The 23,466-nt window shown below is 36.3% G+C and carries 24 protein-coding genes and 2 tRNA genes; 7 read left to right on the forward strand and 19 right to left on the reverse strand.

Annotated elements, in window-relative coordinates; genetic code table 11:
• Positions 1 to 8 precede the first annotated feature (8 nt).
• The 12 genes from rpsC to carA all read right to left on the reverse strand — a co-directional run bounded on the left by rpsC (position 9) and on the right by carA (position 6,820).
• Entirely contained in the window at positions 9 to 623 is a 615-nt protein-coding gene (gene rpsC, locus ABWU55_RS03525; RefSeq protein ID WP_010962753.1) for a 30S ribosomal protein S3, read from the reverse strand.
• Positions 624 to 662: 39 nt separating this feature from the next.
• Positions 663 to 1,010: a 50S ribosomal protein L22 gene (rplV, locus tag ABWU55_RS03530; RefSeq protein WP_007549821.1), complete on the reverse strand. Its 348-nt coding sequence runs from the start codon at positions 1,008 to 1,010 to the stop codon at positions 663 to 665.
• A gap of 5 nt (positions 1,011 to 1,015) precedes the next feature.
• Complete coding sequence (gene rpsS / locus ABWU55_RS03535; RefSeq protein WP_006279181.1) at positions 1,016 to 1,300, reverse strand: 30S ribosomal protein S19; 285 nt, start codon at positions 1,298 to 1,300, stop codon at positions 1,016 to 1,018.
• Between the two features lie 3 nt (positions 1,301 to 1,303).
• Positions 1,304 to 2,128, reverse strand: a complete 825-nt coding sequence (gene rplB / locus ABWU55_RS03540; protein ID WP_015589143.1) for a 50S ribosomal protein L2 — start codon at positions 2,126 to 2,128, stop codon at positions 1,304 to 1,306.
• Position 2,129: 1 nt separating this feature from the next.
• Positions 2,130 to 2,417, reverse strand: a complete 288-nt coding sequence (locus ABWU55_RS03545) for a 50S ribosomal protein L23 (RefSeq protein ID WP_209473095.1) — start codon at positions 2,415 to 2,417, stop codon at positions 2,130 to 2,132.
• The gene (gene rplD, locus ABWU55_RS03550) at positions 2,414 to 3,028 is read right to left on the reverse strand and encodes a 50S ribosomal protein L4 (protein WP_012673183.1); all 615 of its coding nucleotides are present in this window, start codon (positions 3,026 to 3,028) and stop codon (positions 2,414 to 2,416) included. The genes ABWU55_RS03545 and rplD overlap by 4 nt, the downstream gene beginning before the upstream one ends.
• 2 nt (positions 3,029 to 3,030) lie before the next feature.
• Positions 3,031 to 3,753, reverse strand: coding sequence for a 50S ribosomal protein L3 (gene rplC, locus ABWU55_RS03555; RefSeq protein WP_010962757.1), 723 nt, complete (start codon positions 3,751 to 3,753; stop codon positions 3,031 to 3,033).
• Between the two features lie 9 nt (positions 3,754 to 3,762).
• Entirely contained in the window at positions 3,763 to 4,083 is a 321-nt protein-coding gene (gene rpsJ, locus ABWU55_RS03560) for a 30S ribosomal protein S10 (RefSeq protein WP_012673184.1), read from the reverse strand.
• A 14-nt stretch (positions 4,084 to 4,097) separates the two neighbouring features.
• Positions 4,098 to 5,270, reverse strand: coding sequence for an elongation factor Tu (gene tuf / locus ABWU55_RS03565; protein WP_010962759.1), 1,173 nt, complete (start codon positions 5,268 to 5,270; stop codon positions 4,098 to 4,100).
• A gap of 78 nt (positions 5,271 to 5,348) precedes the next feature.
• Positions 5,349 to 5,419 (reverse strand) — tRNA-Gly (locus tag ABWU55_RS03570).
• A gap of 4 nt (positions 5,420 to 5,423) precedes the next feature.
• Positions 5,424 to 5,506 (reverse strand) — tRNA-Tyr (locus tag ABWU55_RS03575).
• A 114-nt stretch (positions 5,507 to 5,620) separates the two neighbouring features.
• Positions 5,621 to 6,820, reverse strand: a complete 1,200-nt coding sequence (gene carA, locus ABWU55_RS03580; RefSeq protein ID WP_353286532.1) for a glutamine-hydrolyzing carbamoyl-phosphate synthase small subunit — start codon at positions 6,818 to 6,820, stop codon at positions 5,621 to 5,623.
• 205 nt (positions 6,821 to 7,025) lie between these two features.
• Here carA and ABWU55_RS03585 point away from each other — a divergent pair, with 205 nt between their 5' ends.
• Positions 7,026 to 7,520 (forward strand): hypothetical protein, encoded by a 495-nt coding sequence (locus tag ABWU55_RS03585; protein ID WP_010962761.1) that lies wholly within the window; start codon positions 7,026 to 7,028, stop codon positions 7,518 to 7,520.
• Between the two features lie 420 nt (positions 7,521 to 7,940).
• Here ABWU55_RS03585 and ABWU55_RS03590 read toward each other — a convergent pair whose 3' ends face one another.
• The 3 genes from ABWU55_RS03590 to glpX form a co-directional block, all read right to left on the reverse strand.
• Positions 7,941 to 8,705, reverse strand: coding sequence for a hypothetical protein (locus tag ABWU55_RS03590; protein WP_353286533.1), 765 nt, complete (start codon positions 8,703 to 8,705; stop codon positions 7,941 to 7,943).
• On the reverse strand, positions 8,666 to 9,307 hold the full coding sequence (locus tag ABWU55_RS03595; protein WP_353286534.1) for a hypothetical protein: 642 nt from the start codon (positions 9,305 to 9,307) through the stop codon (positions 8,666 to 8,668). The genes ABWU55_RS03590 and ABWU55_RS03595 overlap by 40 nt, the downstream gene beginning before the upstream one ends.
• Positions 9,308 to 9,388: 81 nt before the next feature.
• On the reverse strand, positions 9,389 to 10,315 hold the full coding sequence (gene glpX, locus ABWU55_RS03600) for a class II fructose-bisphosphatase (protein WP_353286562.1): 927 nt from the start codon (positions 10,313 to 10,315) through the stop codon (positions 9,389 to 9,391).
• A gap of 115 nt (positions 10,316 to 10,430) precedes the next feature.
• Here glpX and ABWU55_RS03605 point away from each other — a divergent pair, with 115 nt between their 5' ends.
• Entirely contained in the window at positions 10,431 to 10,619 is a 189-nt protein-coding gene (locus ABWU55_RS03605; protein WP_353286535.1) for a hypothetical protein, read from the forward strand.
• Between the two features lie 105 nt (positions 10,620 to 10,724).
• Positions 10,725 to 11,720: an ankyrin repeat domain-containing protein gene (locus ABWU55_RS03610; RefSeq protein ID WP_353286536.1), complete on the forward strand. Its 996-nt coding sequence runs from the start codon at positions 10,725 to 10,727 to the stop codon at positions 11,718 to 11,720.
• A gap of 85 nt (positions 11,721 to 11,805) precedes the next feature.
• Here ABWU55_RS03610 and ppdK read toward each other — a convergent pair whose 3' ends face one another.
• A complete protein-coding gene (gene ppdK / locus ABWU55_RS03615; protein ID WP_353286537.1) occupies positions 11,806 to 14,541 on the reverse strand; it encodes a pyruvate, phosphate dikinase in 2,736 nt (911 codons plus the stop codon).
• 210 nt (positions 14,542 to 14,751) lie between these two features.
• Here ppdK and ABWU55_RS03620 point away from each other — a divergent pair, with 210 nt between their 5' ends.
• Positions 14,752 to 15,603: an Rpn family recombination-promoting nuclease/putative transposase gene (locus ABWU55_RS03620; protein WP_015589151.1), complete on the forward strand. Its 852-nt coding sequence runs from the start codon at positions 14,752 to 14,754 to the stop codon at positions 15,601 to 15,603.
• A 106-nt stretch (positions 15,604 to 15,709) separates the two neighbouring features.
• Here ABWU55_RS03620 and ABWU55_RS03625 read toward each other — a convergent pair whose 3' ends face one another.
• Complete coding sequence (locus tag ABWU55_RS03625) at positions 15,710 to 17,098, reverse strand: phosphomannomutase/phosphoglucomutase (protein WP_353286538.1); 1,389 nt, start codon at positions 17,096 to 17,098, stop codon at positions 15,710 to 15,712.
• A 94-nt stretch (positions 17,099 to 17,192) separates the two neighbouring features.
• Here ABWU55_RS03625 and ABWU55_RS03630 point away from each other — a divergent pair, with 94 nt between their 5' ends.
• The 3 genes from ABWU55_RS03630 (at position 17,193) to ABWU55_RS03640 (ending at position 20,555) form a co-directional block, all read left to right on the forward strand.
• Positions 17,193 to 19,277 (forward strand): hypothetical protein, encoded by a 2,085-nt coding sequence (locus ABWU55_RS03630; protein WP_353286539.1) that lies wholly within the window; start codon positions 17,193 to 17,195, stop codon positions 19,275 to 19,277.
• A 521-nt stretch (positions 19,278 to 19,798) separates the two neighbouring features.
• Positions 19,799 to 20,050 carry a hypothetical protein gene (locus ABWU55_RS03635; RefSeq protein ID WP_010081945.1) on the forward strand — a complete coding sequence of 84 codons (252 nt, stop codon included), beginning with the start codon at positions 19,799 to 19,801 and terminating at the stop codon, positions 20,048 to 20,050.
• Positions 20,040 to 20,555 carry a transposase gene (locus tag ABWU55_RS03640; protein WP_353286540.1) on the forward strand — a complete coding sequence of 172 codons (516 nt, stop codon included), beginning with the start codon at positions 20,040 to 20,042 and terminating at the stop codon, positions 20,553 to 20,555. Before ABWU55_RS03635 ends, ABWU55_RS03640 begins: the two co-directional genes overlap by 11 nt.
• Positions 20,556 to 20,907: 352 nt before the next feature.
• On the opposite strand, the gene tsaD is transcribed toward ABWU55_RS03640, so the two are convergent.
• Positions 20,908 to 21,915: a tRNA (adenosine(37)-N6)-threonylcarbamoyltransferase complex transferase subunit TsaD gene (gene tsaD / locus ABWU55_RS03645; RefSeq protein ID WP_209473117.1), complete on the reverse strand. Its 1,008-nt coding sequence runs from the start codon at positions 21,913 to 21,915 to the stop codon at positions 20,908 to 20,910.
• 439 nt (positions 21,916 to 22,354) lie between these two features.
• Positions 22,355 to 23,092, reverse strand: a complete 738-nt coding sequence (locus ABWU55_RS03650) for a hypothetical protein (RefSeq protein WP_012673220.1) — start codon at positions 23,090 to 23,092, stop codon at positions 22,355 to 22,357.
• Between the last annotated feature and the right edge of the window lie 374 nt (positions 23,093 to 23,466).

Here is a 23,466-nt window from a genome sequence, read left to right on the forward strand (position 1 = left end):
ATACCTAATTAGTTACCAATATAAACCCAGACCTTAACTCCTATGATGCCATATATAGTTTTTGCTTCAGCAAAAGCATAATCTATATTAGCACGTAAAGTATGCAAAGGCAAACGGCCTTCTTTATACCACTCAGTACGAGCTATCTCAGCTCCGCCAAGGCGCCCAGAACAACTTACTTTAATACCTCTAGCACCCATCCTCAAACAACTTTGAATAGCTTTTTTCATCGCTCTTCTAAATGAAACCCTTTTTTCTAACTGCTGTGCAATGCTGTTTGATATTAAAACTGCATCTATTTCAGACCTTTTAACCCCTACTACATTCACTTCCACATTATTTTTTACTTTTTCAGCTATCTTTTGCTTTATCTTCTCAATATCCGAGCCTTTCTTACCTATTATCACTCCAGGTCTAGAAGAATGTATTATTACAGATACCAAATCGATCGTACGCTCTATAATTACTTTAGAAACACCAGCATGCTTAAAAGATTCATTTATATAACTGCGAATAGATAAATCTTGATGCAACCCTTGTTTATAACCCTTCTCAGCATACCAAATAGATGACCAAGTATTAATTATTTTTAACCTAAATCCTTTAGGATTAACGTTTCCCATATTTTTGCACTTTCCTTATTAATTTTCTATTTTTATGAATCATATAATTTCCCCCAATTTTACAGTTATATTACTATAACGTTTACTAACTCTATTAGCTCTACCCATAGCTTTTGGACATACCCTACGCAAAGTAAGAGACTTACCTATTAAAATTTCTTTTATATATAAATTATCGATATCCAATCCATAATTTTGAGCATTAGCAATCGCAGAATTTAATACCTTCCTTATAAGACCTGCAGCTTTCTTTTCACAAAATCTTAATTGCACAGTGGCAAAAGAAACTTTTTTATTACGTACTAAACCAGCAACCAAATTCAATTTACGAGGAGTTGATTTTAAAACCCTAGAACCAGCTTTAACTATTACATCTCTGTTTTTCATATCAATTACCTTCTTGTCGCCTTTTTATCACCACTATGCCCAGTAAATTTACGAGTGGGTGAAAACTCACCAAACTTATGACCTATCATATTCTGATCATTAACATTCACAGGAATGTAATCCTTACCATTATAAACAGCAAACTTTAAACCTAAACAATTAGGAAGAATTACAGAAGCCCTGGAATGAACTTTTATAGCCATGTTAACAAACCCCTTGTTTAAAGCATTATTCACCGACTTTAATATAGAAGGATGACAAAAAGGAGGCTTCCATGCAGATCTACTCATAAACTAACCTTTCAATTGTTTTATATACTTATCACTAGATTTATTTCTCCTTCGAGTTTTCTTTCCTTTTGTTGCAACACCCCAAGGAGTAACAGGATGACGACCACCAGAGGTTTTTCCTTCCCCGCCTCCATGAGGATGGTCAACTGGATTCATTGCAACTCCACGTACAGTAGGTCTAATCCCAAGCCACCTACTTCTCCCAGCTTTACCCAACTTTCTATTCTTATGGTCAGGGTTAGATACTACACCAATAGTAGCCTTGCAAGAAGATAAAATCAACCTAATTTGACCAGACCTGAGTCGTAATAAAACATATTGGCCATCACGACCAACGATTTGTGCATAACAACCAGCAGCTCTAGCAATCGCAGCACCATTACCTGGCTTCAGCTCAACATTATGAACGAAAGAACCAACAGGTATATGCTTGAGTAGTAAACAATTCCCTGGCAAAATATCAGCATCATTCCCAGCTGTAACAACATCACCTGGCTTCATACCTTGAGGAGCTAATATATAAGACTTAATATCATCTTCCTTATATGATATTAACGCCAAAAACCCACTTCTATTTGGGTCATACTCTATTTTTTCAACTATACCTTGACCACTTCTATTACGCTTAAAATCTATCACTCTATACTTCTTTTTGTGACCACCACCCCTATGACGAGTTGTAATTCTACCATGATTATTTCTTCCACCACTGGACTTTTTACCGGATGTAAGAGACTTTTCTGGCTCATCTTTTGATAAACCAACTTTACTTACTAACACAGTCCCACGAGAAGACGGAGTAACAGGATTAAAAAATTTCATACCCATACTAAACGCTCATTATATCTAATTTTTGACCATCCATCAAAGAAAAATAAACTTTCTTTTTCTGTTTTTCACAACCAACCACACCCCTAAAACGCCTATATTTAGGCTTAATTCTAACAACATTTATAGAAGAAATTTTAACATCAAATAGAGACTCTATTGCCAACTTTATTTGACGCTTATTTACATTTACAAAAACATACAAAGAATATTTATTAAACTTCTCCCTCAAAAAAGAGGCCTTTTCTGTAATTATAGGAGATTTTATTATATTATTATATTTGATCATAACAATCTACCTTCAAGATGCTTTAAAGTATCCTTTGTCAACATCACGCATTCGTGATTCAATATATCAAAAACATTTAACCCAATAGGTTTGATTAAGTCTACATAGTGCAAGTTTTTAGCCGCACGCAACAAATCATCTCCATAATCACCAACTATCAAAAAGGAAGAAAATTTAAAATTTTTAATACATTTACACATTTCAGACGTTTTCTTCACATCAATATTTAAATTATCCAGAATAATTACTTGATTATTTAAATACTTTAGAGATAAAGCAATTTTTAAACCAAATTTGCGTACCTTCTTATTAAGAGAATAAGTATGACTCCTCACAACAGGGCCGAAAATAATCCCACCACCTCTAAATTGAGGAGATCGCAAGCTCCCTTGTCTTGCCCTACCGGTACGTTTTTGACCATAAGGTTTAGCTGTTGTACCAGAGACATCACTAATACCTTTTGTTTTATGAGTACCAGCTCTTCTCTTCGCTAATTGCCATCTCACTATATCATGCAAAATACTCAATTTTTGCTTAGCAGAAAATATCAAAGGATTGAGCTGAGCAGTACCTACATTATCATTAGATAGATTAACTAAATTACATTCCATAACTAACTTACCAAATTACTAGCATCATCATTTACATCTAACAGTAAACCTACCGGAAAAGGAACATCTTTATGTAAAGATTTTTTAACTGCATCTCTTACAAAAACATAGGAATTTTTAAACCCAGGAACATTATTACCCTTCACAGCAATTATACTATTTTCATGATCAATGGATAATATCTTCATATTTTGTGCAGTTATCCTGCTGTTACCTAAATGACCAGCCATTTTCTTTCCTTTGAATACTCTACCAGGATCCTGACATTGGCCAGTGGAACCTTGTGATCTGTGAGCAATAGAAACACCATGAGATGCCCTAAGCCCACTGAAATTATGCCGCTTCATCACACCAGCAAATCCTTTACCTATAGAATAACCCGTAATATCAAGATATTGACCAACCACAAAATGATTGATTCCCACTTTTTTACCACATTCTATTCCCGACAGGTCATTTAATCTACTTTCGTATAACTTACATTTATTATTTATACCCTTTTTCTTTAAATATTCCAACTGAGGTTTTGCTATATTTTTAAAATCTCCTGTGCCTAAAATGACTGAATTATAGCCACATTTATCTTGTCCTTTTATATCAATAATATGAGTTTCGCTGAGATGCAATAAAGTTACAGCCATGCGACTATTGTCAGAATACATAGCAGTATGACCAATATTCATCATTAGTAAACCAATTCTCCTCAGCGAATTTATTCTCTTCATTTCCTTCTCCTAAACCTTAACTTCCTTGACTTTTAAATCCACTTCTACGCCAGCAGAAAAAGATAAACCTGTAAGCATCTGCATCATAGTAGGAGTAAGATCATGTAAAACAATCAAACGCCTAGAAGTTCTCATTTCAAACTGTTCACGAGATTTTTTATCAACGTGAGGAGATCTATTAACAATAAATTTAGAATCTTTCCTTGGCAACGCAATCGGACCAGATAATTTTGCACTGGACCGCTTTAATTCATCAACAAATTTTCGAACACACTCCTCCAATAAAGAACAATCGAAAGCCTTAATGTTAATATATATATCTTGCTTCATCTTAGTTACTACACTCACTCCAAAATTTCAGAAACAACACCAGAACCAACAGTTCTACCGCCTTCTCTTATCGCAAAACGCAATCCCTTATCCATTGCTATCGGTACTTGCAATTCTACTTCTACACTCACATTATCTCCTGGCATTACCATCTCCTTCCCATCTAGCAATTTTATGCTCCCAGTTACATCCGTTGTCCTTAAATAAAACTGTGGCTGGTAATTCGCAAAAAATGGTGTATGCCTTCCTCCTTCCTCTTTCTTTAATATATAAACCTCCGCCTTAAACTTTCTATGCGGTGTTATCGTCCCCGGTTTCGCTAATACTTGCCCTCTCTCCACTTCTTCTCTTTTTGTTCCTCTTAACAATATTCCTACATTGAGTCCTGCACTTCCCTTATCCAGCAACTTCTTAAACATCTCAACACCTGTGCATATCGTCTTTTGCGTCGCTTTCAGACCTATTATCTCTATCTCTTCTCCCGTCTTTATCTCTCCCTTCTCTATTCTTCCTGTTACCACTGTTCCTCGCCCCGATATCGAAAATACATCTTCGATTGGCAATAAAAATGGTAAATCCACAGGCCTTGGTGGAACCGCTACATATTCATCTAACTTTTCCATCAATTTATCTATTGATTTCTTTCCATATTCGCTGCTGTCATCCTCCAGCGCCTTGAGCGCTGAACCAACCACCACAGGCACTTCATCCCCTGGAAATCCGTATTTACTCAGTAATTCCCTCACTTCCATTTCTACTAAATCTATCATATCAGCATCAGCAACATCAGCTTTATTTATATACACCACGATATATCCAACACCTACCTGCTTCGCCAGCAATATATGCTCTCTCGTTTGTGGCATTGGCCCATCAACCCCCGACACTACCAATATCGCCGCATCCATCTGTGCTGCACCTACTATCATGTTCTTTACATAGTCAGCGTGTCCAGGACAATCAACGTGTGCATAATGCCTTTTTTCCGTCTGATACTCAACATGCGCTGTTGCTATCGTTATCCCCCTCTTCCTTTCTTCTGGCGCTTTATCTATCTGATCGTACGCTACAAAATTTCCATAATGCTTCGTTATCGCCGCTGTTAACGTCGTCTTCCCATGATCCACATGTCCTATTGTTCCCACATTTACATGCGGCTTTCCAAATGCTTCCACTATTGCTGTCATAATTTAAACTTTTCTACCTAAAATACAAATACATCAATAAATAATATGTTGATTTTATAAAAATACAACAAAAAAAAGAGCGGATAGTGGGAATCGAACCCACGTCACTAGCTTGGAAGGCTAGAGCTCTACCATTGAGCTATACCCGCACAATGGAGGAGGTAGGATTCGAACCTACGTACGCTCACGCGGACAGATTTACAGTCTGTTACCTTTAACCACTCGGTCACTCCTCCGCAAAAATTTGTTAAGAGAATACTATTTTAGCATCTTAACTTAAGCTCTTATTGTATTTAATACTAAACGCCTAAAATTAAAAAATCAAGCAATAAAACCTACCCTGATTAAAATCATGCAGATTTCATTTTATATAACACAATATTGCCAATAAAACGCCTAAACAAATAATGCGAATCATGCGTACCTGGCGCTTCTTCTGGATGATATTGCACAGAAAAGACTAGGTAATCCTTCATCATTATTCCCTCTACACTATTATCAAATAGAGAAATGTGAGTAATTTCAACATTACTTGGAAGAGAAGCTGAATCAACAACAAAACCATGATTTTGGCTAGTGATCTCAACTTTTCCACTAATTACATTATAAACTGGATGGTTACTCCCTCGGTGACCTATATCCATCTTGATGGTCTTTGCCCCCAAAGTAATCGCAAGTAATTGATGGCCCATGCATATGCCAAAAATTGGTATTTTAGATTTTATAATAATGTCTATTTCTGAAACTACACTTTCTCCTATTTCTTGCGGATCACCAGGACCATTTGAAAGCACTATACCATCTGGATTCATACTCAACACTTTTTGAGCAAAACCTGTGCTTGGTCTGATTAATTCAACTGTACAACCAAGTTCTATTAAGCGTGAAACTATACTGATTTTTACGCCAAAATCAACGATTACAATCCTATATTTTGCATTAAGGTCAATAGCTCTATCTGATGTCATTCCAGTGCGTGACACTGGAATCCATATATTTTTTGCTGGATCCGAGTAGTCAGCTACTTGGATGACAAAGTGCTCCGCTAGTCTATTATTTTCAAAACTGTTATTTAAACTAACCTTATTAGTTATTTCTATCCCATTTACAGGTTTGTATTCCTTCAATTTGTCTAATGCATGCGCCTTACTCGATGAGCATATCATTCCATTTTGAGATCCATGTTCTCTCAAATGTCTTGTTAAAGCTCTAGTATCAACTCCTGATATCCCAATCACGTTATTTTTCTCTAACCAATCATTTAAACTGATATATGAAGAAGGGTGGGACGTAGAAGAAAGTTCACGCATAACCACACCACTTGCAAAAATTTTCTTTCCTTCATTATCCTTATGGTTTATTCCAACGTTACCAATATGAGGAAAAGTGAACGTTATAATTTGATCGGCAAAAGAAGGATCAGTTATAGTATGCTGATAACCGGTCATACCAGTGGTAAAACAGACCTCACCTATGCATTTGCCTTTTTTACCTACTGATTTTCCCCAAAAGCACTTGCCATCTTGTAAAATTAAAACTGCGTCCTGCACTTCATTATCTATTTAACTGATTCAAAACAGTATACAAGAATTTCAAATAATACGTAACTCTTTCTAAAATTCCAAATTTAACCACGAAGCAGCAAAAAATAACATGAAAAACTTTTAATACAATCTTTCATATAAAATATATAGTTGACTACCTTCATATTTCGTATTAGATATAGGTAAATCATAAGTAAAGTGGAGGGTAATAATGAACACTGGTACAAATCAATCAAAAAAAATAAATGAGAAGTGGTTAGCTGGAGGAATTGGCGCGCTATTATTTGTAATGATGCTACCGTCGATTCTTCTTTTAGCAAAAATAGCTATAGGGCTAATTATGGTTTCAGTTGCAGCAATAGCGATAAAAGTTGCCTTAAAAACAATATCGAATGCTTTAGAGGATAAACAGGCAGATCAAAGCCAAGCGACGCAACAAACAACACAAAGTAAAATTATAAACCTGGCTATTGGATTAACATCTATATTCGTAGGAGGATTATCACTATTCATTATAGCACAAACTGGCTTAATTGCAGCATGTGCAGCTATAACTGCTTTAGCTCTACACGAATATGTTAAAAATCAAGAAATAGGAAAAGAGATAAATGATAAATTCGATAAGGTAGCTGACGATACAATCAATTTTATTGTTAGCAGTGTTGAAAAACTTATTCCAACAAAGCCGCCAGGCATAACAGCCTAAACTGTCTCCGTTCAGGGCATAAGTGTTACAAGTAGCATTATATAAAGCGATTAATGGCATCCTCCTGATAATAGAATAATTGTATCTGTTCAGGGGCATCGCAAATATTGAAGCAAAAGTGGTCAGTGCTTACTATACGAATATTGTGATTTGAATCCACTAGGGAGGATGTCATCCCAGTGCCCAGACACTGGGATCCAGGAATTTTGATTAGAGATTAAATTGGTGAGTATAAAAGTAGCTAATCCTACGTTAAAATACAACGTTTTTAATGGGACTGCGTAAAAGGGCCGGATTCCAGTGTCAAGCACTGGAATGACACCTTTGTGTTTGAGGCAAAACCTGCTATAACATTTCTTCGCAAACAAACGTTCGTACAGTTATGTATCAGCTACTTTCATGGCACCATTTGTTGTAAACTCACATTTCTCTATGATTATCTTTATTTGCCGCTTTCCCGAACGGATGCTCTACAGTTATTTCCTCATTAATAGAGCGAGGTGCACCGGAACCAGGTACAACGATATTCTCGTGCGATTGCATATCCTTCTTTTCCTCACATGGTGTTTGCTTAATGAAATGTGCTGCTAAAACTTCATGTAAAGCTTTACCTTTTATAAGCACAGCCTCGTTTTGCTTAGCTAACTCTAAAATTTTCTTTGGTTCAACATCTTTACCGTCAATAGTTGATTTTTTAATACTAACTTGACCTAAATTTATATTTAGAACAACAGTACAGTTAAGGTCTTTTCCAGATTCATCTTTTGCACCCCAACTAATTTCGATGTCACATATTGCAAATTTTGTAAAGGAGTAGTTCCTCTGTTGTTTCTCATTCTTCTCAATTGTTACTATTCTTTCACCATTGCTGTATATTTTTGCTCTTTTTACCTCGCTTTTCTCTTCTTCCATTCTTTTAGTTTTTTCAGTGAAAAGACGACTGGTTTCTAAACTTTGTTCAGGTTTAGTAATGTTGATATTAAGATGGTCATAATGATTAAGAAGACGGTTTGCATATGGACATGGCACATAACACCCATCAAAGAAAGCAATTGCACTACCAGTTTTTAGAAATTCTTGTCCATCGCTCATTCCTTCACCAATTCGAATAAGATATCTACCCAACCTCTTTTTAAAATTTTCTTTTAACTCCTCCTGATCTTTAGAAGTAAGCTTCTTATCCAATATACCATTATTTCTTTTCGCTTACTCAATACCACATAATTGAAAAGGAAAATATCATCCTCTCGATAATAATTTGCTATCTTGTCAAATGGATCTGCCGGCCAACCGTTATTATAATTTACGAAATCAGAAGAATCTTCACACTTATTATCCTTAAAATCAAAATTCAATCTTTCAAAATCTGATAATACTTTTTCTGCCCTATCTTCAAAAGACCGAAGTCCATCTTGAAGTTCTTTTCCATAACTCATTCCTTTGTCAATTTGAAGAACATATTGACCATATTTCTTTCTAAACTCCTCCTGTTCTTCGAGGAGAGGAAGATTCCTATCTAATATATCGATTATTTCTTTCCGCTTATTCAATATTACATAGTTAAAAAGGGCACTCTCCCCCTTCTTTTCATAATCGTCTGCTATTTTGTCAAAACACTTATTATCCTTAAACTCCAATTCCTCAAAATCTGAGAGCACACTTTGTACCTGAGTCTCATCGAATTGAAGATTTGCTTGAGGAGATAGAAGAGTCAACTTTTCTTCACTTTCCTTGGTACTCGAATTTTTGTACAAACCATTAAATAGATTTATAATACTAGAAAACATTTCACACCTCTATTGTTATAAGTAAACTTGATTATATCTTAATGCTAAATGTTGTAAAGCTAAAATTAGAAACTAAAAAAGCTAACATAAGTTCTGCATTGTTTGCAGCTTTATCAGCCTATTAGGCAGAATTATTAAAGAATTAGTTGAATAGGTATTATGATTCAATTTAACTCCATCCACAAGTTCTCCGCTTGTTACTCCAGTTGCAATGAACACTGATTCACCTCTTGCCATATCTTTTACGGCGTAGACTTTTTCTGGGTCATCAATATTTAAATTTTTTGCTCTTTCTTTTAACTGATCTGTGTCAAATATCAATCTTCCTTCCATCTGCCCACCGATTGAACTCAGCGCTGCAGCCGCAAGCACCCCTTCTGGTGCCCCTCCTATTCCGATATACATATCATGATTGCCATTTACTAGTGAAACTACGGCCGCAACATCACCATCATCTATTAGTTTAATTTTTGCTCCTAATTTCCTGATTTTCTCTATTAATTCACTATGCCTTTCACGTTTAAGTACAGTTACCACGAGATCATTCACTTTGCACTTTTTTGCCTTGGCTAAATTGTCTAGATTCTTTTCAATGCTATTTTTTAGTGAGACTACACCCTCTGGAAGATTTTTTCCTACCGCTATTTTTTCCATATAAACATCAGGTGCATGTAAAAAATTACCTTTTTTCGTTGCAGCAAGAACAGACATTGCCCCTGGTTTGTAATGAGCACAAATCGTAGTGCCCTCAAGTGGGTCAACGGCAATGTCGATTTCAGGACCATTTCCAGTGCCAACCTTCTCGCCAATATATAGCATCGGCGCTTCATCTCTCTCACCTTCACCAATTACGATAGTACCATTTATTTCCATTGAATTTAATACTGTACGCATTGCATCAACTGCAACCTGATCAGCCTTTTTTTCATCGCCGAAGCCTGCTAGTTTATATGCAGCAAGCGCCGCAGCTTCGGTCACTTTAACTAATTTATAGGCTAAATCTTCCATCATTTGCTTTAAGAACTATATTCAATATATATCATGCTGCTTGAAACTGCAATATGTCTTGACTGGTTGTGGGAAAGTTGCTGTAATAAACTAACATATAGTAGTAGGTTTAGTTATGGTATATAGTAATGATGATATTAGAGAGTTGTATCGAAAGATAGCTACAATTGTAAAATATGATGATAAGGGAATTGCTAGTCTTAAAGATTTGCAAAAGGAACCAAAGTGGAAAGAAGTTAATTTCCAAGATAAATGTGAAGGAGACAATTCATTAGAAGACTTACTTCTAAAACATGCAACCTAAAATAACAACACACGCGTTAAGGATTTTCTCCTCCAAAATGGGTGTAAACCCCTTCAACAAGAGCAAATAACCGCAGCGATAAACAAGGAAGAAGAGGCACCTAATGTGGAAGAGAATAGAGCAGACAGTAATGAAGTAGATTCTAGTAACTCCATAAACCCTGGTATGACTGCTGAAGTACTTTACGGGCAACTAATACAAGGAAAAAAAACAAATTCGGCAATTTTTGACTCGTTTGCAAATGCTGTAAGAGAGTCCAATATTACCGGCGATCGTAGCGTATTTCTAGATGTTGTAAAATTGTTTACAGATTTAGATGCTGTAATCCATCTTACAGATACTGCTTCCAGGACTATATTGGATATAGCTGCAATAACAAAACAAGCTGACGTTGTTAAGGTACTTTTGGATAGTGGCAAATTTAATGAAGAAGAAAAATTGCATGCCTTGAATTCTGCTATTGTTCAAGGTAATGTCCAAGAAGTTGAGCTAATTTTAGGTTACGTGAGTCCTGCAAACAGGAAAGAGGCTTTAGAAGTGGCCATACAGGTAGGTAAAACTGAAATTGTTAATGCGTTCTTGAATAGTGGTAAGCTTAATGAAGAAAACAGAGCAAAACCTTGCAGCAGTAATGGGAACATTGGTAGTAGACCTATAGCAACAGTTCCTCTAACCAGTACCAATGGTGATAATCATAATAACAAAAACAAAACGCCTGTAATACCAGAGGAAACAAATACTAAGCAAACTGCCACACCAAATAATGATAATAAAGCTAACGGCTTCGTAGATGCTCAATTTTCTATGCCAAATGAACAAGAAACTAAATATAAAGAGAGCAAAAAGGATTTTTACACCTCATTGACAAAAGATGTTGTTGGAGTTGTTATTACAGGATTATTCATTACTGCTGCTGTAATGGTTCCATTTGTAGCTGGTGCAGTAGTTTGCAGTGTCATAGCTGCTTTGGTTGCAATATACACCGGGTTGCATGTAAAAAATTCTACATTACCAAGTTATAGGGAGATGAGAGAGAATGAAGTTGAACGTGTAACAGGATGTCATCCCAGTGCCCAGACACTGGGATCCAGAAGGCCATAATAAAAACTAGATTCCAGCGTCACGCGCTGGAATGACACCCTCTGGTGGGCTCAAACCATATGAGTAGCCAACACTGCCACTATACTTACCTAGCAAATTTAGATCTAACACTAAACTGTGCTGCCACTAACTTTGCAATCGGTACTCTATAGGGTGAGCATGAAACATAATCCACCCCTGATTCGATGAGAAACTCTATAGATTTTGGATCTGCTCCATGCTCTCCACATATACCCAGTTTTATTTCTTTTCGGGTTTTTTTGCCTCTTTCAATGGCCATCTTGATTAACTCCCCTACCCCTTCGATGTCCAGCACTTCAAATGGGTCGTTTTCGAATATGTTGCTTTCCTTATAAGAATCGAGGAAATTAACTGAATCATCTCTTGAAAGTCCCATGGTTGTTTGCGTTAAATCATTAGTGCCAAAACTAAAGAACTCTGCATGTTTTGCTAACTTATCAGCAATCAGTGCTGCTCTTGGTAGTTCTATCATCGTTCCAATTGAATAAGCCTTGTCTGATGTCATTCCAGCGCGTGACGCTGGAATCTGCGTCTGGATCCCAGCTGAGATAACAGAGGATTCTTTCTTTGCTAGCTCGCATATCAGAATAAATTCTTTCTCGCTCATGATAAAAGGAATCATGATTTCAGGCTCCACTTCTATCTTCTTTTCTTTCTTTAATTCACTTGCAGCACTAAGTATTGCCCTAATCTGCATGCTATATATTTCAGGATGAGAAATAGCAAGTCTACAACCTCGATGGCCAAGCATTGGGTTCTTTTCTGATAACTGTGCTATTTTATTTTTTACTGACTCAACTGACTTACTAAGTGATTTGGCAATTTTTTCTATAGTAGACTGATCATTGGGTAAAAATTCATGCAAAGGTGGATCAAGCAACCGTATAGTGACTTCCCTGCCCTCCATAATAGAAAATATTTCTTTGAAATCAGACTTTTGCATTTCTTCTAGTTTAATGAGCGCATTTGCCCTTTCATTTTCATCGTCAGCTATTATCAATTTTTGAATGAATTCGATTCTATCACTAGCGAAAAACATATGTTCTGTGCGACATAAGCCTATACCTTCTGCACCGAATTCTTTTGCAATTTTTGCATCTTTTGGAGTATCAGCGTTCGCTCTCACTTTGATCGTTTTGATTTCATCTATCCAGTTGATTATCGTTTTGAATTCTTGCGATAATTCAGGTGAAATTGTAGGAAGAATGCCAAGCATAACCTCCCCTGTTCCTCCGTTGATGGTAATTGGTTCACCTTTATTTACTTTTGTATCCCCTACAGAAAAGAAAGTTCCATCTTTATCGATATAAAGTCCACTCACACTGCAAATGCATGGCTTACCCATTCCACGGGTTACAACAGCAGCATGCGAGGTCATCCCTCCCCGTGCTGTTACTATGCCACTTGCAGCATTCATTCCATTAATATCTTCAGGACTCGTTTCTGACCTTACTAAAATCACTTTTTTACCCTGCTCTGCAGCTTTTTCAGCATCACTTGCACTAAACACTACATATCCAGAAGCAACCCCTGGAGAAGCCGGCAGTCCCTTCCCTATTACTTTCTGGTCACCCTTAACGTCAAGAACTGGATGCAATAAATTGTCAAAAGTTTTTGGATCAATTCTCAATATTCCTTCTTCTTTTGTAATCGTTCCTTCGTTTACCATATCAACTATTATGCGAATAGCAGCTTCAGCCGTGCGCTTGCCAGACCTAGTCTGCAAAATCCATAACTTACCGTCCTGCACAGTAAATTCGATATCCTGCATGTCTTTATAATGCCTTTCAAGTTTTTCACATACCACGCATAATTCTCGGTAGACACTTGGCAGCAACTTCTCCATGGTGTTTTTTTGCTCTCCGTCAATTGGCATAGGAGTATAAACACCAGAAACCACATCCTCACCCTGAGCATTAATCAGAAATTCACCAAAGTATTTTTTTTCTCCAGTTGAAGGATTTCGTGTAAATATCACACCAGTTGCAGAATTATCATTTAAATTACCAAAAACCATTGCTTGCACGTTGACCGCTGTTCCAAGGTTTTCAGGAATATTATGTATTCTTCTATAGGAAACAGCCCTATCATTTTTCCAAGAGGCAAATACTGCATTAACTGAGTTTAACAATTGCTCTTCAACGTTCTGCGGGAAATGTTTCTCAGTTTTTTCATATACTATCTTTTTAAAATCGTTAACAATTCTCTTTAAAACATCAACATCAAGATCAGCTAAGCTTTTTGCTCCACTCTTTTGCTGCTCATTATCAACAACATCTTGAAATAGGTGATGATCAAGCTGTAGTACAACATTGGAGTACATCATGATGAAACGGCAGTAGCTATCGTAAGCAAAACGTTCGCCACTTTTTTTTGCAAGCCCAACAACGGTTTCATCATTTAGACCAACATTTAAAATAGTATCAAGCATGCCCGGCATTGAACTAACACTACCAGAGCGTATTGAAACTAATAAAGGATTATTTAAATCCCCAAATTTACAACCGATGTCATTTTCGAGCATCGCCATGTAGTTTTTGATTCCACTACATATGTCATTCCAGTGCGTGACCACATTTTTTTCTGGATCCGAGTAGTCAGCTACTTGGATAACAGAAGATCTATTGTCTTGATAATAGACTTTGCAAGCAGAGGTGGAAATTGTGAAACCAGGTGGAACAGGAATGCCAACATTGCACATTTCTGCTAAATTTGCCCCCTTTCCTCCCAGCAGATTTTTCATTTCTGCATTGCCTTCGCATTTACCCTGGCTAAAGTAATGTATTAACTTTTCCCCCATCATTTTCTCCGGATTTTCACTGATAAACACATTGTACATATAGTTCCAATAAACCTGTGAGAACTTGAAACCTTAGGATAATAAATTTTACAAAATTTTGCAACAACGTTCCTTCTGGCAACATCAGTAAAGTTAACAAAAAAGATGACAAATTATTGAATTATTATCAATAAGAATATATAATATAAAGATACATTTAAAAATTTTTTTATGGCTCTTTCTAAATTTCTCGACCCCAAGAATGATGTTGCGTTCCGGCGTATTTTTGGTACTGAAAAAAATAAAGACATCCTCATTCACTTTCTCAATGATATTTTGGGGTTCACTGGCAAAGATGAAATAAAAGAAATAGAATTCCTCAGCACTATTCAAGATGCTGAAATTGCCTCTAAAAAACAAAGTATCGTTGATGTTCTTTGCAGGGATGAAAATGGGGTGCAAGTAATAGTCGAAATGCAAGTTGCCAAAACTAAAGGCTTTGAAAAACGCGCTCAATATTACGCTGCTAAAGCTTATTCAAGGCAAGCTGATAAAGGTGATCAATATCAGGGTCTTAAAGAAATCATTTTTATAGCTATTGCTGATTGTATTCTCTTTCCTAATAAATCTGAGTATAAGTCAGATCATGTAATGTTAGACAAAGATAGCTATGAACATGATTTAAAAGATTTTTATTTTACATTTATTGAGTTACCAAAATTTCCTAAAACTAAAGAAGACCAATTGGAGAGTATAGTTGAAAAATGGATCTATTATTTTAAATATGCAGATGAAACTAGCGAAGAAGAATTGGAAAAGATAATAGGTAGTGATGTAATAATTAAAAAGGCATATGAAGAACTAAATAGATTCAACTGGTCAGAGAAAGAATTTATTGCCTACGAACAGGAAATAAAACGTATTCGTGATGAACGGGCTGTTCTTGAACAAAAACTTGATGATGCTAAAAAGGAAGGAAAAATTGAAGTTGCAAAAACAATGCTGGCTAATAATGTTGATGTCACCACTATTGTTAAGTTTACTGGCCTCTCCATGAGTGAGATCAAAGAATTGCAGAATTAAGTGGACCCGCAAACGGTTACACGAAATAATGCTGCAGCCTGACCAGGTGATAAGTACATTTAGCCTATTTATCTTTATACTTTCATGTCAATTTTATAAATCAAATTTATTTCTGTGAGTAGCTACAATTTAAAGACCTTGCTTCATCAATGTAATGGAACAAAACCTTTTTAGTAAGTTCAAAACCCTCTAAAGTCTCTCCTTCGCATCTTGCTGTAATGCAGTTTTGCGTATTTGATACCCTAAGAAGCCACCAACCTTTATTATCGGTTACCTTAACACCATCAAGATCTGAAAATACAATATTTTGCTTCTCCAGTGTTTTCTTTATTGATTCAATTATTTGAAATTTTTTCTCATCTTTCACTACAATCTTTACTTCATGAGTGATATATAACTTCGGTAAATCCTCAATTACCTGAGATAGGCTTTGGTTTTTCTTAAGCAAAATGTCAACTGCTTTAACAGCAGAATATAGCCCATCATCAAAACTTAGCTCAGAAAAGAAGAAGTGCCCGCTTAATTCACCAGCAAACTTTGCCTCTTCCTCTACCATCTTCTTCTTAACTAGTGAATGTCCAGTAGCGCAGGTAATAACTTGCCCTCCTAACTTGCTAACAAAATCATGCACTTTCATACTCATTTTTACGTTAGCAATAACTTTGCTTTCTGGATATTCCTCCAACACTTCACGTGCAAAAATTATAAATAAATGGTCATTGGAAACAACGTTGCCTTTATTATCAATTAAGCGCACCCTATCGCTATCGCCATCTAGCGCAATGCCAAGATCACATCCATATTCCTTCACAATGTCAATTAATTGAGCAAGATTTTTTTCCTCTATGGGATCTGGATCATGCAGTGGAAATGCCCCATCTATAGAGTTATTGGTTACGATGTGCGTATGACCAGGCAAGATCTTTTCAATATACCTTATAATTCCACTTGCTGGACTATTTCCACAATCCCAGGCTATTTTTAATTTCTGTGTAGTATTATTCTTCACTGCACTTTTCAATATGCTAATGTACTCACTATATATATTTATGTTAATTAAGCTTCCAATTCTTGTGCTGTTTTTAATTGGACTGCTTATAATTTCCTTCATTTCTTGATCTGAGAAGACTTTTTTATTACTAAAAAATTTAAAGCCATTATATTCGCTGGGGTTATGAGAGGCAGTTATTATGATACCAAGATCCGCCTGTGTGATTTGTGTTGCAGCGTAAAGCATAGGTGAAGAGCATAGTCCAACGCGTATAACATTTGCACCGGATAAAGTTAAGCCCCTAATTAATTCTCTTTCTATACCTGGTGAATCTATTCTGCTGTCGTAGCCGACACAAACACTAGCTACGGTTTGGCCAAACTTTCTACCTATCTCGTACCCATCATTAATCTGCAAATCTTTGCCTACTATACCTCTAATATCGTATTTTCTTATAATGGTATTGTCCATACTGTACTTCTTGAAGTGACTACTATATAACATTTTGGCCAAATGCTCAAGTTTATTTATCCAACAATTAGTTGATTTTTTAAAGAAATCTGTTAATATTATAGTATATTTTTTAAAATGTAAAATTATGCCACAGGAAAACGAAAATGTATTTATAGCTGAAAGTCAAAGTTTAGATGTAGATGAACAAAAGAAAAATGATACTTTAAATGTCATTGAATCTTGCAACGATCTTCAGGATTTTATCAAAAGACTGGAGGAAGAAAATTTAATCTGGTACTTTATTGGTCCTTTACGCAAAGATGAGGACATTACAGGACAGATAAATTTAAAGTGGGAAAAGGAGTTCCAAAAATTTGAGCAATCAATAGACGCAATGCATAAAGAACTTAAGTCGTCTCTGCCTGGTCAAAATTTCTTAGTGTATCCAACAAAGGATAATGACTTCAAAATTAGATTTGAAAATGAAGAAAAACCAATAGAAATTAGCAATATTTTAAGGACCAGCAGTGAAGGTAAGGTTTATAACATATCTTTAGGGAAAGATAGTCAAATAACTGCAACCAAAAAAGGCAGCGAAAGGCACTATGATTTTACTGGTTCAAGCTCATGTGAAATGACCATTAATTGGCAGGCTAAGGATTCTGAAGGTAACAGCATAGACTGTAGCATGACCGTAAAATTGGATTCTGGTGGTATACAGAGTGTTATTGGTGAGCCAAAATTTGGAGGAATAACGAGTTCAGAAGAAGTATTAAAGTTAGTTGGACAAAATAAAGAAGTTTTTATCAACAGAAAAACTCTGTATCAAGCTTTTACTGGCATATCCAAGAGTGTAGACGATCAGCAAGTACCAGCAGAGGAAATATTTACAAAAGATCTACATATATCACCACAGTCACCTACACCAAGCAGCAGTGGGTATTCCTCTCCTAGCACACCTTCTTCACGTAGAAGTTCTATATCCACCAGCAGTGAATTTAGTGATGAAGATGAAATATTTGAGGATGATATGTCTGGTGATGAAGAAGAGTATGAGCAAGAAGGATTAAAAGATGAAGTTGAGGAATTAGAGGAAGAAAAAGAAACATTTGCTAAATATTTTGCAGTGCAGGCAAAGCAGCTTGAGGATCTAAGATTAGAACGTGACTCCTTGAGAGATAAAGTCAATGAACAACAGCGAGCGATATTTGAAAGAGGTCAAAGAATAAAGGAACAAGAGGAAGAACTACAGGATAAAAATGATGTAATAAAGAACTTAAATGATCAGTTGAAAGATAAGGAAGGTGAAACAAATGAGGCAAATAAAGAATTACAGAGAAAATTGAAGCAAAGTGAAGCTAATTTAACTGTACTAAAGGAAAAGAATGCAAATTTGGAGAATGACCTGAAGAAAATAGTGGAAGGTTTAAAGGATGATCATAAAAAGCAGTTGGCAGAACAGTTAATGGAAACAAAAAAGGAAAACAATACATTGGCTGAAACGGCGAGCCAATTGTCTAAAGAATTAAATGAATTACAGAGAGAAAAGGAAGATTTAGAGAGGGAAATTCGACAACTTGAACCTGGAAGATCACTTGCAGATGAGCTAAGCGAAGAAAATACGAAGAGGGAAATAGAAAAACTTCAATATCAACTTAAGGAAAAGGAAGGGATGTTAACGTGTACACAGGAAGAGCTGGCATCTGTCAAAGAGAGTCTAGAGCAACTGCAGAACATATTACAGCAGGAAAAAGGTCAGGCAACTCAAACTGAAGTTGAATATGAAAGTAGAGGAACAAGCATGCAGCAGCAAGACCAAGGTATACAAGCTGTAAACAACAACTCAAGCAGAACAGCTAGTGGGTTAAGACAAGAAAACAAAAAATTGACTAGAGACAAACTAACTATATCTGAACAATTAAAACAAAAAATAAGAGAGATTGACGAGTTAAAGAAAAATTTAAAGCAACTGCAAGAAGAAAATAAACAACTAAAACAAGAAGTTACCAAAAATGCAGGAGTTGATGCATCATCTTCAACAGGTCAAAAAGAAGCTAAAGAAGCAGAAGTTATACCGCAAAACATTATGGATTGGCCTGTTCCAATTCCAGATGATAAACCGGAAGAGCAGAAAACTCCATTAGAGCCAATCAAGGTAAATACAGAATTATCAGATCCAAAATCAATCTCCGCTGAGGGTCCGGAAAAATCTCCTCCTCTTTCAAAATGATGAGTTTTGCTTCTATAGCTGACCCAAGCAACACGTCATCCCGCGATTTATTCGCGTTATCTCAGCCGCTAACACGTAGCGGGATACTTAACCGTCATACCGTGATTTATTCACAGTATCTCTTAGCCACTAACAAGCAGCGGGATGACAGCAATCCTACGTCATGCCGCCGCGGTACCTCTAGATCCCGCTAACTAGTAGCAGAATGACGAATTTTTGTTTTTCAAATTATAGCTAAACATACTGTAATTGCTATTGAATGATGGAGAGACATACTCCATTATTTTAGCACGAAGTAACAAATTCAATGAATTGGTTCTTCAAAAATAATTTAAACTTTTACAGTAGGTCATGAAATATTATAGCGATCTCATTAAAAGAAACTTTTATAAGTATCGTTGATGAGAAAGGAAAAGTTGTTAAGGAAGAAGTTGTTGCAAGCGAAAGTAAGGCAATAGCAGATTAGCCAAGGCAAAAAATACGAACCCATAGGAATAGAAAGTGGATAGTTGTCAATATCAATGTGCAAAGAGTTAAGGAGTTTTGGATTACCAGTAATTTGTGTAGATGCAAGGCATATGGCAGCAGCGTTGTCTGCAAGAATCAATAAGAATGATAAAAACGATGCGAGGGGTATAGCGCAGATGATGAGAAGTGTTAGTAAAATCAGTTGTCAAATTAAAATAGCGCTTGGAAGCAGAAGACAGCTAATGTGTAGCAAACAGCAGGTTATTGGAACAATAAGAGGGTTGTTGAAGATACATGGTCGGTAAAGGATCAAAATTTGAAACTTTCGCTTTAAGAATACAAGAGGCAATAAATAATTTGGATGAAATCAGTAGGAGTTCAATTGAAGCGTTAGTTTGTAGTTTGGAAGCAATAGAAAAGTCATTAAGAAAGCTTGACAAAATGCTTTCAGAACAAGGTGAAAAAGACGATGATTGTAAATTGTTAACTACTGTTCCAGGAGTGGGGATTATAGTAGCAATGACGTATAAAGCTGCAATTGATAACCCACATAGGTTTGAGAAATCTGATACAGTTGGAGCATATATAGGGTTGACACCAAGGCAATATTCTTCTGGAGAAGTTGATCGGCATGGCAGCATATCAAAGATGGGACCAGCGGAATGTAGAAGTATGTTATATGAAGCTGCACAAACAATGCTTACAGTTACCAAGAGGACATTTAAATTAAAAAACTGTGGTTGCGAAGAAAAAAGGAATGAAAAAAGCAATTGTAGCAGTAGCAAGAAAATTAGCTGTAATTATGCATAGGATGTTGGTTGATAAAACAGAATTTTATTATCAATAAACATCAAAAGAGCATAGGACAATAATTTTATTGAAAATAAAGATAGCAATGCCGATGGAAGGGACAAGCAAGAACTTAGTTAGACTTCGTGGTAAATATGTTGCCGTCCACTTCCGCCTAACAAGTATAATGCGGCTTGACAAATTTATTGTCATCTCAGACCGCGGAGAGAACCATATGCTACTTTTAACTTATGTAAAATTACCAAGGATTATGGAGAAGATATGCTGTTTTGATTTGTGTGAAAATTATTGTTGACTTATGTGCAATTAGAGAACCTAAGTCACTTTAGCTATAATTCAGAATTGAGAGCTTTTAATAACTCTCTAACTCCCACTTAGGTCTTGGTGCAAAATTGAGAGAATCTATATAGCTTTTCTGTAACATTTCAATTCCTGCCCATCCAACCATTATTGCATTATCTGTACATAGGTTGTTGGGAGGAAAAAATATGTTTAAGTTTATGTGTTGCTTTAATTTTTCTCTCAAGAAATTATTTGCTGCAACTCCGCCGGTAATCACAAAGTCATTGATTTTGATATTTAAAGATTCGGCTATAATAATCGCATTACTAACCCTGTCCAGCAGTATGTCACTAATACACTCTTGAAACGAAGCACATACATCACACACATCTTGCTCGCTCATTTTCAGTTCTTGCACTAAGTTTTTTACTGCTGTTTTAATTCCAGAAAACGAAAAGTTACATCCAGAACGTTTTATCATTGCCCTTGGCAGTTTGAATCTTGTGCCATTGCCTTTTTTAGCCAACTTTTCAATTAATGGGCCTCCTGGGTAGCTTAAACCCAGCATCTTAGCAACTTTATCGAACGCTTCACCCAGCGAGTCATCAAGCGTTTCTCCAAGTTTAACGTATTTGCCTACATCCTGTGCAATTAAAAATTGACAGTGACCACCTGATATTAATAGGACTAAAAATGGAAATTTTACCTCATGCAGTAACCTAATAACCAATGCATGCGCTTCTAAGTGATTCACTGCAATGAACGGTTTTTGTGCTACATGCGCAATTGCTTTAGCCATCATTGTACCAACTATTAATCCACCTATGAGTCCTGGTCCTGATGTTGCTGCAATTGCATTGAGGTCACAAAAGTTAAGGTTAGATTTTTTTACAGCGCTTTTTATCAGGCCACTTAAATGTTCCATATGAGCACGTGAAGCTATCTCAGGAATCACCCCACCGCGTTTTTTGTGTTCTACTTGAGAAAGAATCTTGTGAGCAAGGACTTGCTTGTCACTATTTACAATCGCTACTGCAGTTTCGTCGCAGCTTGTTTCAACAGCTAAAATGGTTTTCATGTATATTTAGTTACTGTATTACCAAAACTATACTTTGAAACGCTGTAGAAGTTAACTGCAAAGTTAACTTCTATAGCTAAAAGATTTACCGACAACCGTCATTCCGCTACGTGTTAGCTGATGAGATACCGCGCACAACTGTACGAACATTCATTCTTAAAGGTAAACTGCACAGCAAATGGTGTCATTCCAGTGCTTGACACTGGAATCCAGCCTTGCCGTAATCTCATCAAGAACGTTGTGTTTTAACATAAGATCAGCCACTTTTATGCTCACCAACTTAGTGCCCAATCCAAATTCCTGGATTCCAGTGTCAAGCACTGGAATGACACCATCTACTACTCAAATTACCTGCAAATTGCAATGTTCGTACACCAAAAGAATGAATCGCGGTATGACGGTTCGCGGCGGCATGACGTAGGAAAACCTGCACTATAAGCTAATCATCATCTCCAAATATAGAGCTAATTTTTTTGCCCCCAGGAGAAAATTTATTAGTCCAACTGCTTTGCACTTTGGTTACGTCTTTAGTGGCAGTTTTATTGCTGTATTCCTTGATTTCCTTATCTATTCTCTCCATCATTTGTGAATCAAGGTAGCTCTTTTTCCATTGGCCAGTAGCAAGGAACACTTTGTTTAAGTCTTGAGTGCGGATTAAGTATTCTTTATCTTTAGGGTAAACCTCCTGCGCCCAAGCAAATAGCTCAAAATAGCGTGCAAATAATTCAGATGCACGTGATTTTGCAGTTTGATAAGCCTGTATCTCCTTAAATATAACTTGGCCGATAATTTTCTGCACAAGAATATTTGCTTGCTTTAGGTTCTGCTCAATATCCTGGTAAACTTTATGGAGGAATTCCTGCTCCAAATTTAAGTTCAGTTCATTTTCAACCATGTGTGAAAGTTCATGCACTATAATGTATGGGTTTGACTTCCTCAGTACAATAACATATCTATTTACACTGGAAGACCTGATTGTCTTACACACTCCCTCTTCCATATCCACTAATCCCTCTTGGTATATTTCAAATGAGAGCCTGTTTTGCTTTATTAGTGATAAAGTGAGGTTTAATGTGTTTCTAAACTTCTCAAATTGATAGAGATATTCGACATACCGTATTGCATTTTCACTGCTTCCTACTTGAGTTGCTTGTTTTATTAAATTCCTGATTAGCATACCTTATTATTAAAGGAATTCTTTTTATACTCAAGAATTGATTGGCTACAAAGTGTTTTTAGGAAGCCTGATTGCATAGCTAAAGTAATTCATGTTTACTGATAACCGTCATACCGCTGCTTGTCAGCGGGATCTATGGTGAGATACCGCGAATGAATCCATAGCTGTACGAACATTCATTTTTGAAGGTAAATTGCACAGCAAATGGTGTCATTCCAGTGCTCTTTTTTTGTCATCCCAGTCTGGGATCTATTTTGCATGTAACTCCAATTGTGTTTTGGCATAAAACGCGACACGTATTAGACTTATTTGCAAGCAAAGCTTGCTAGATCCAAGTAGTCAGGACACTGGAATGACACCATAGGGGCACTGCC

Source organism: Wolbachia endosymbiont (group A) of Crataerina pallida, from assembly GCF_964028475.1.
Taxonomy (GTDB): Bacteria; Pseudomonadota; Alphaproteobacteria; order Rickettsiales; family Anaplasmataceae; genus Wolbachia; species Wolbachia pipientis.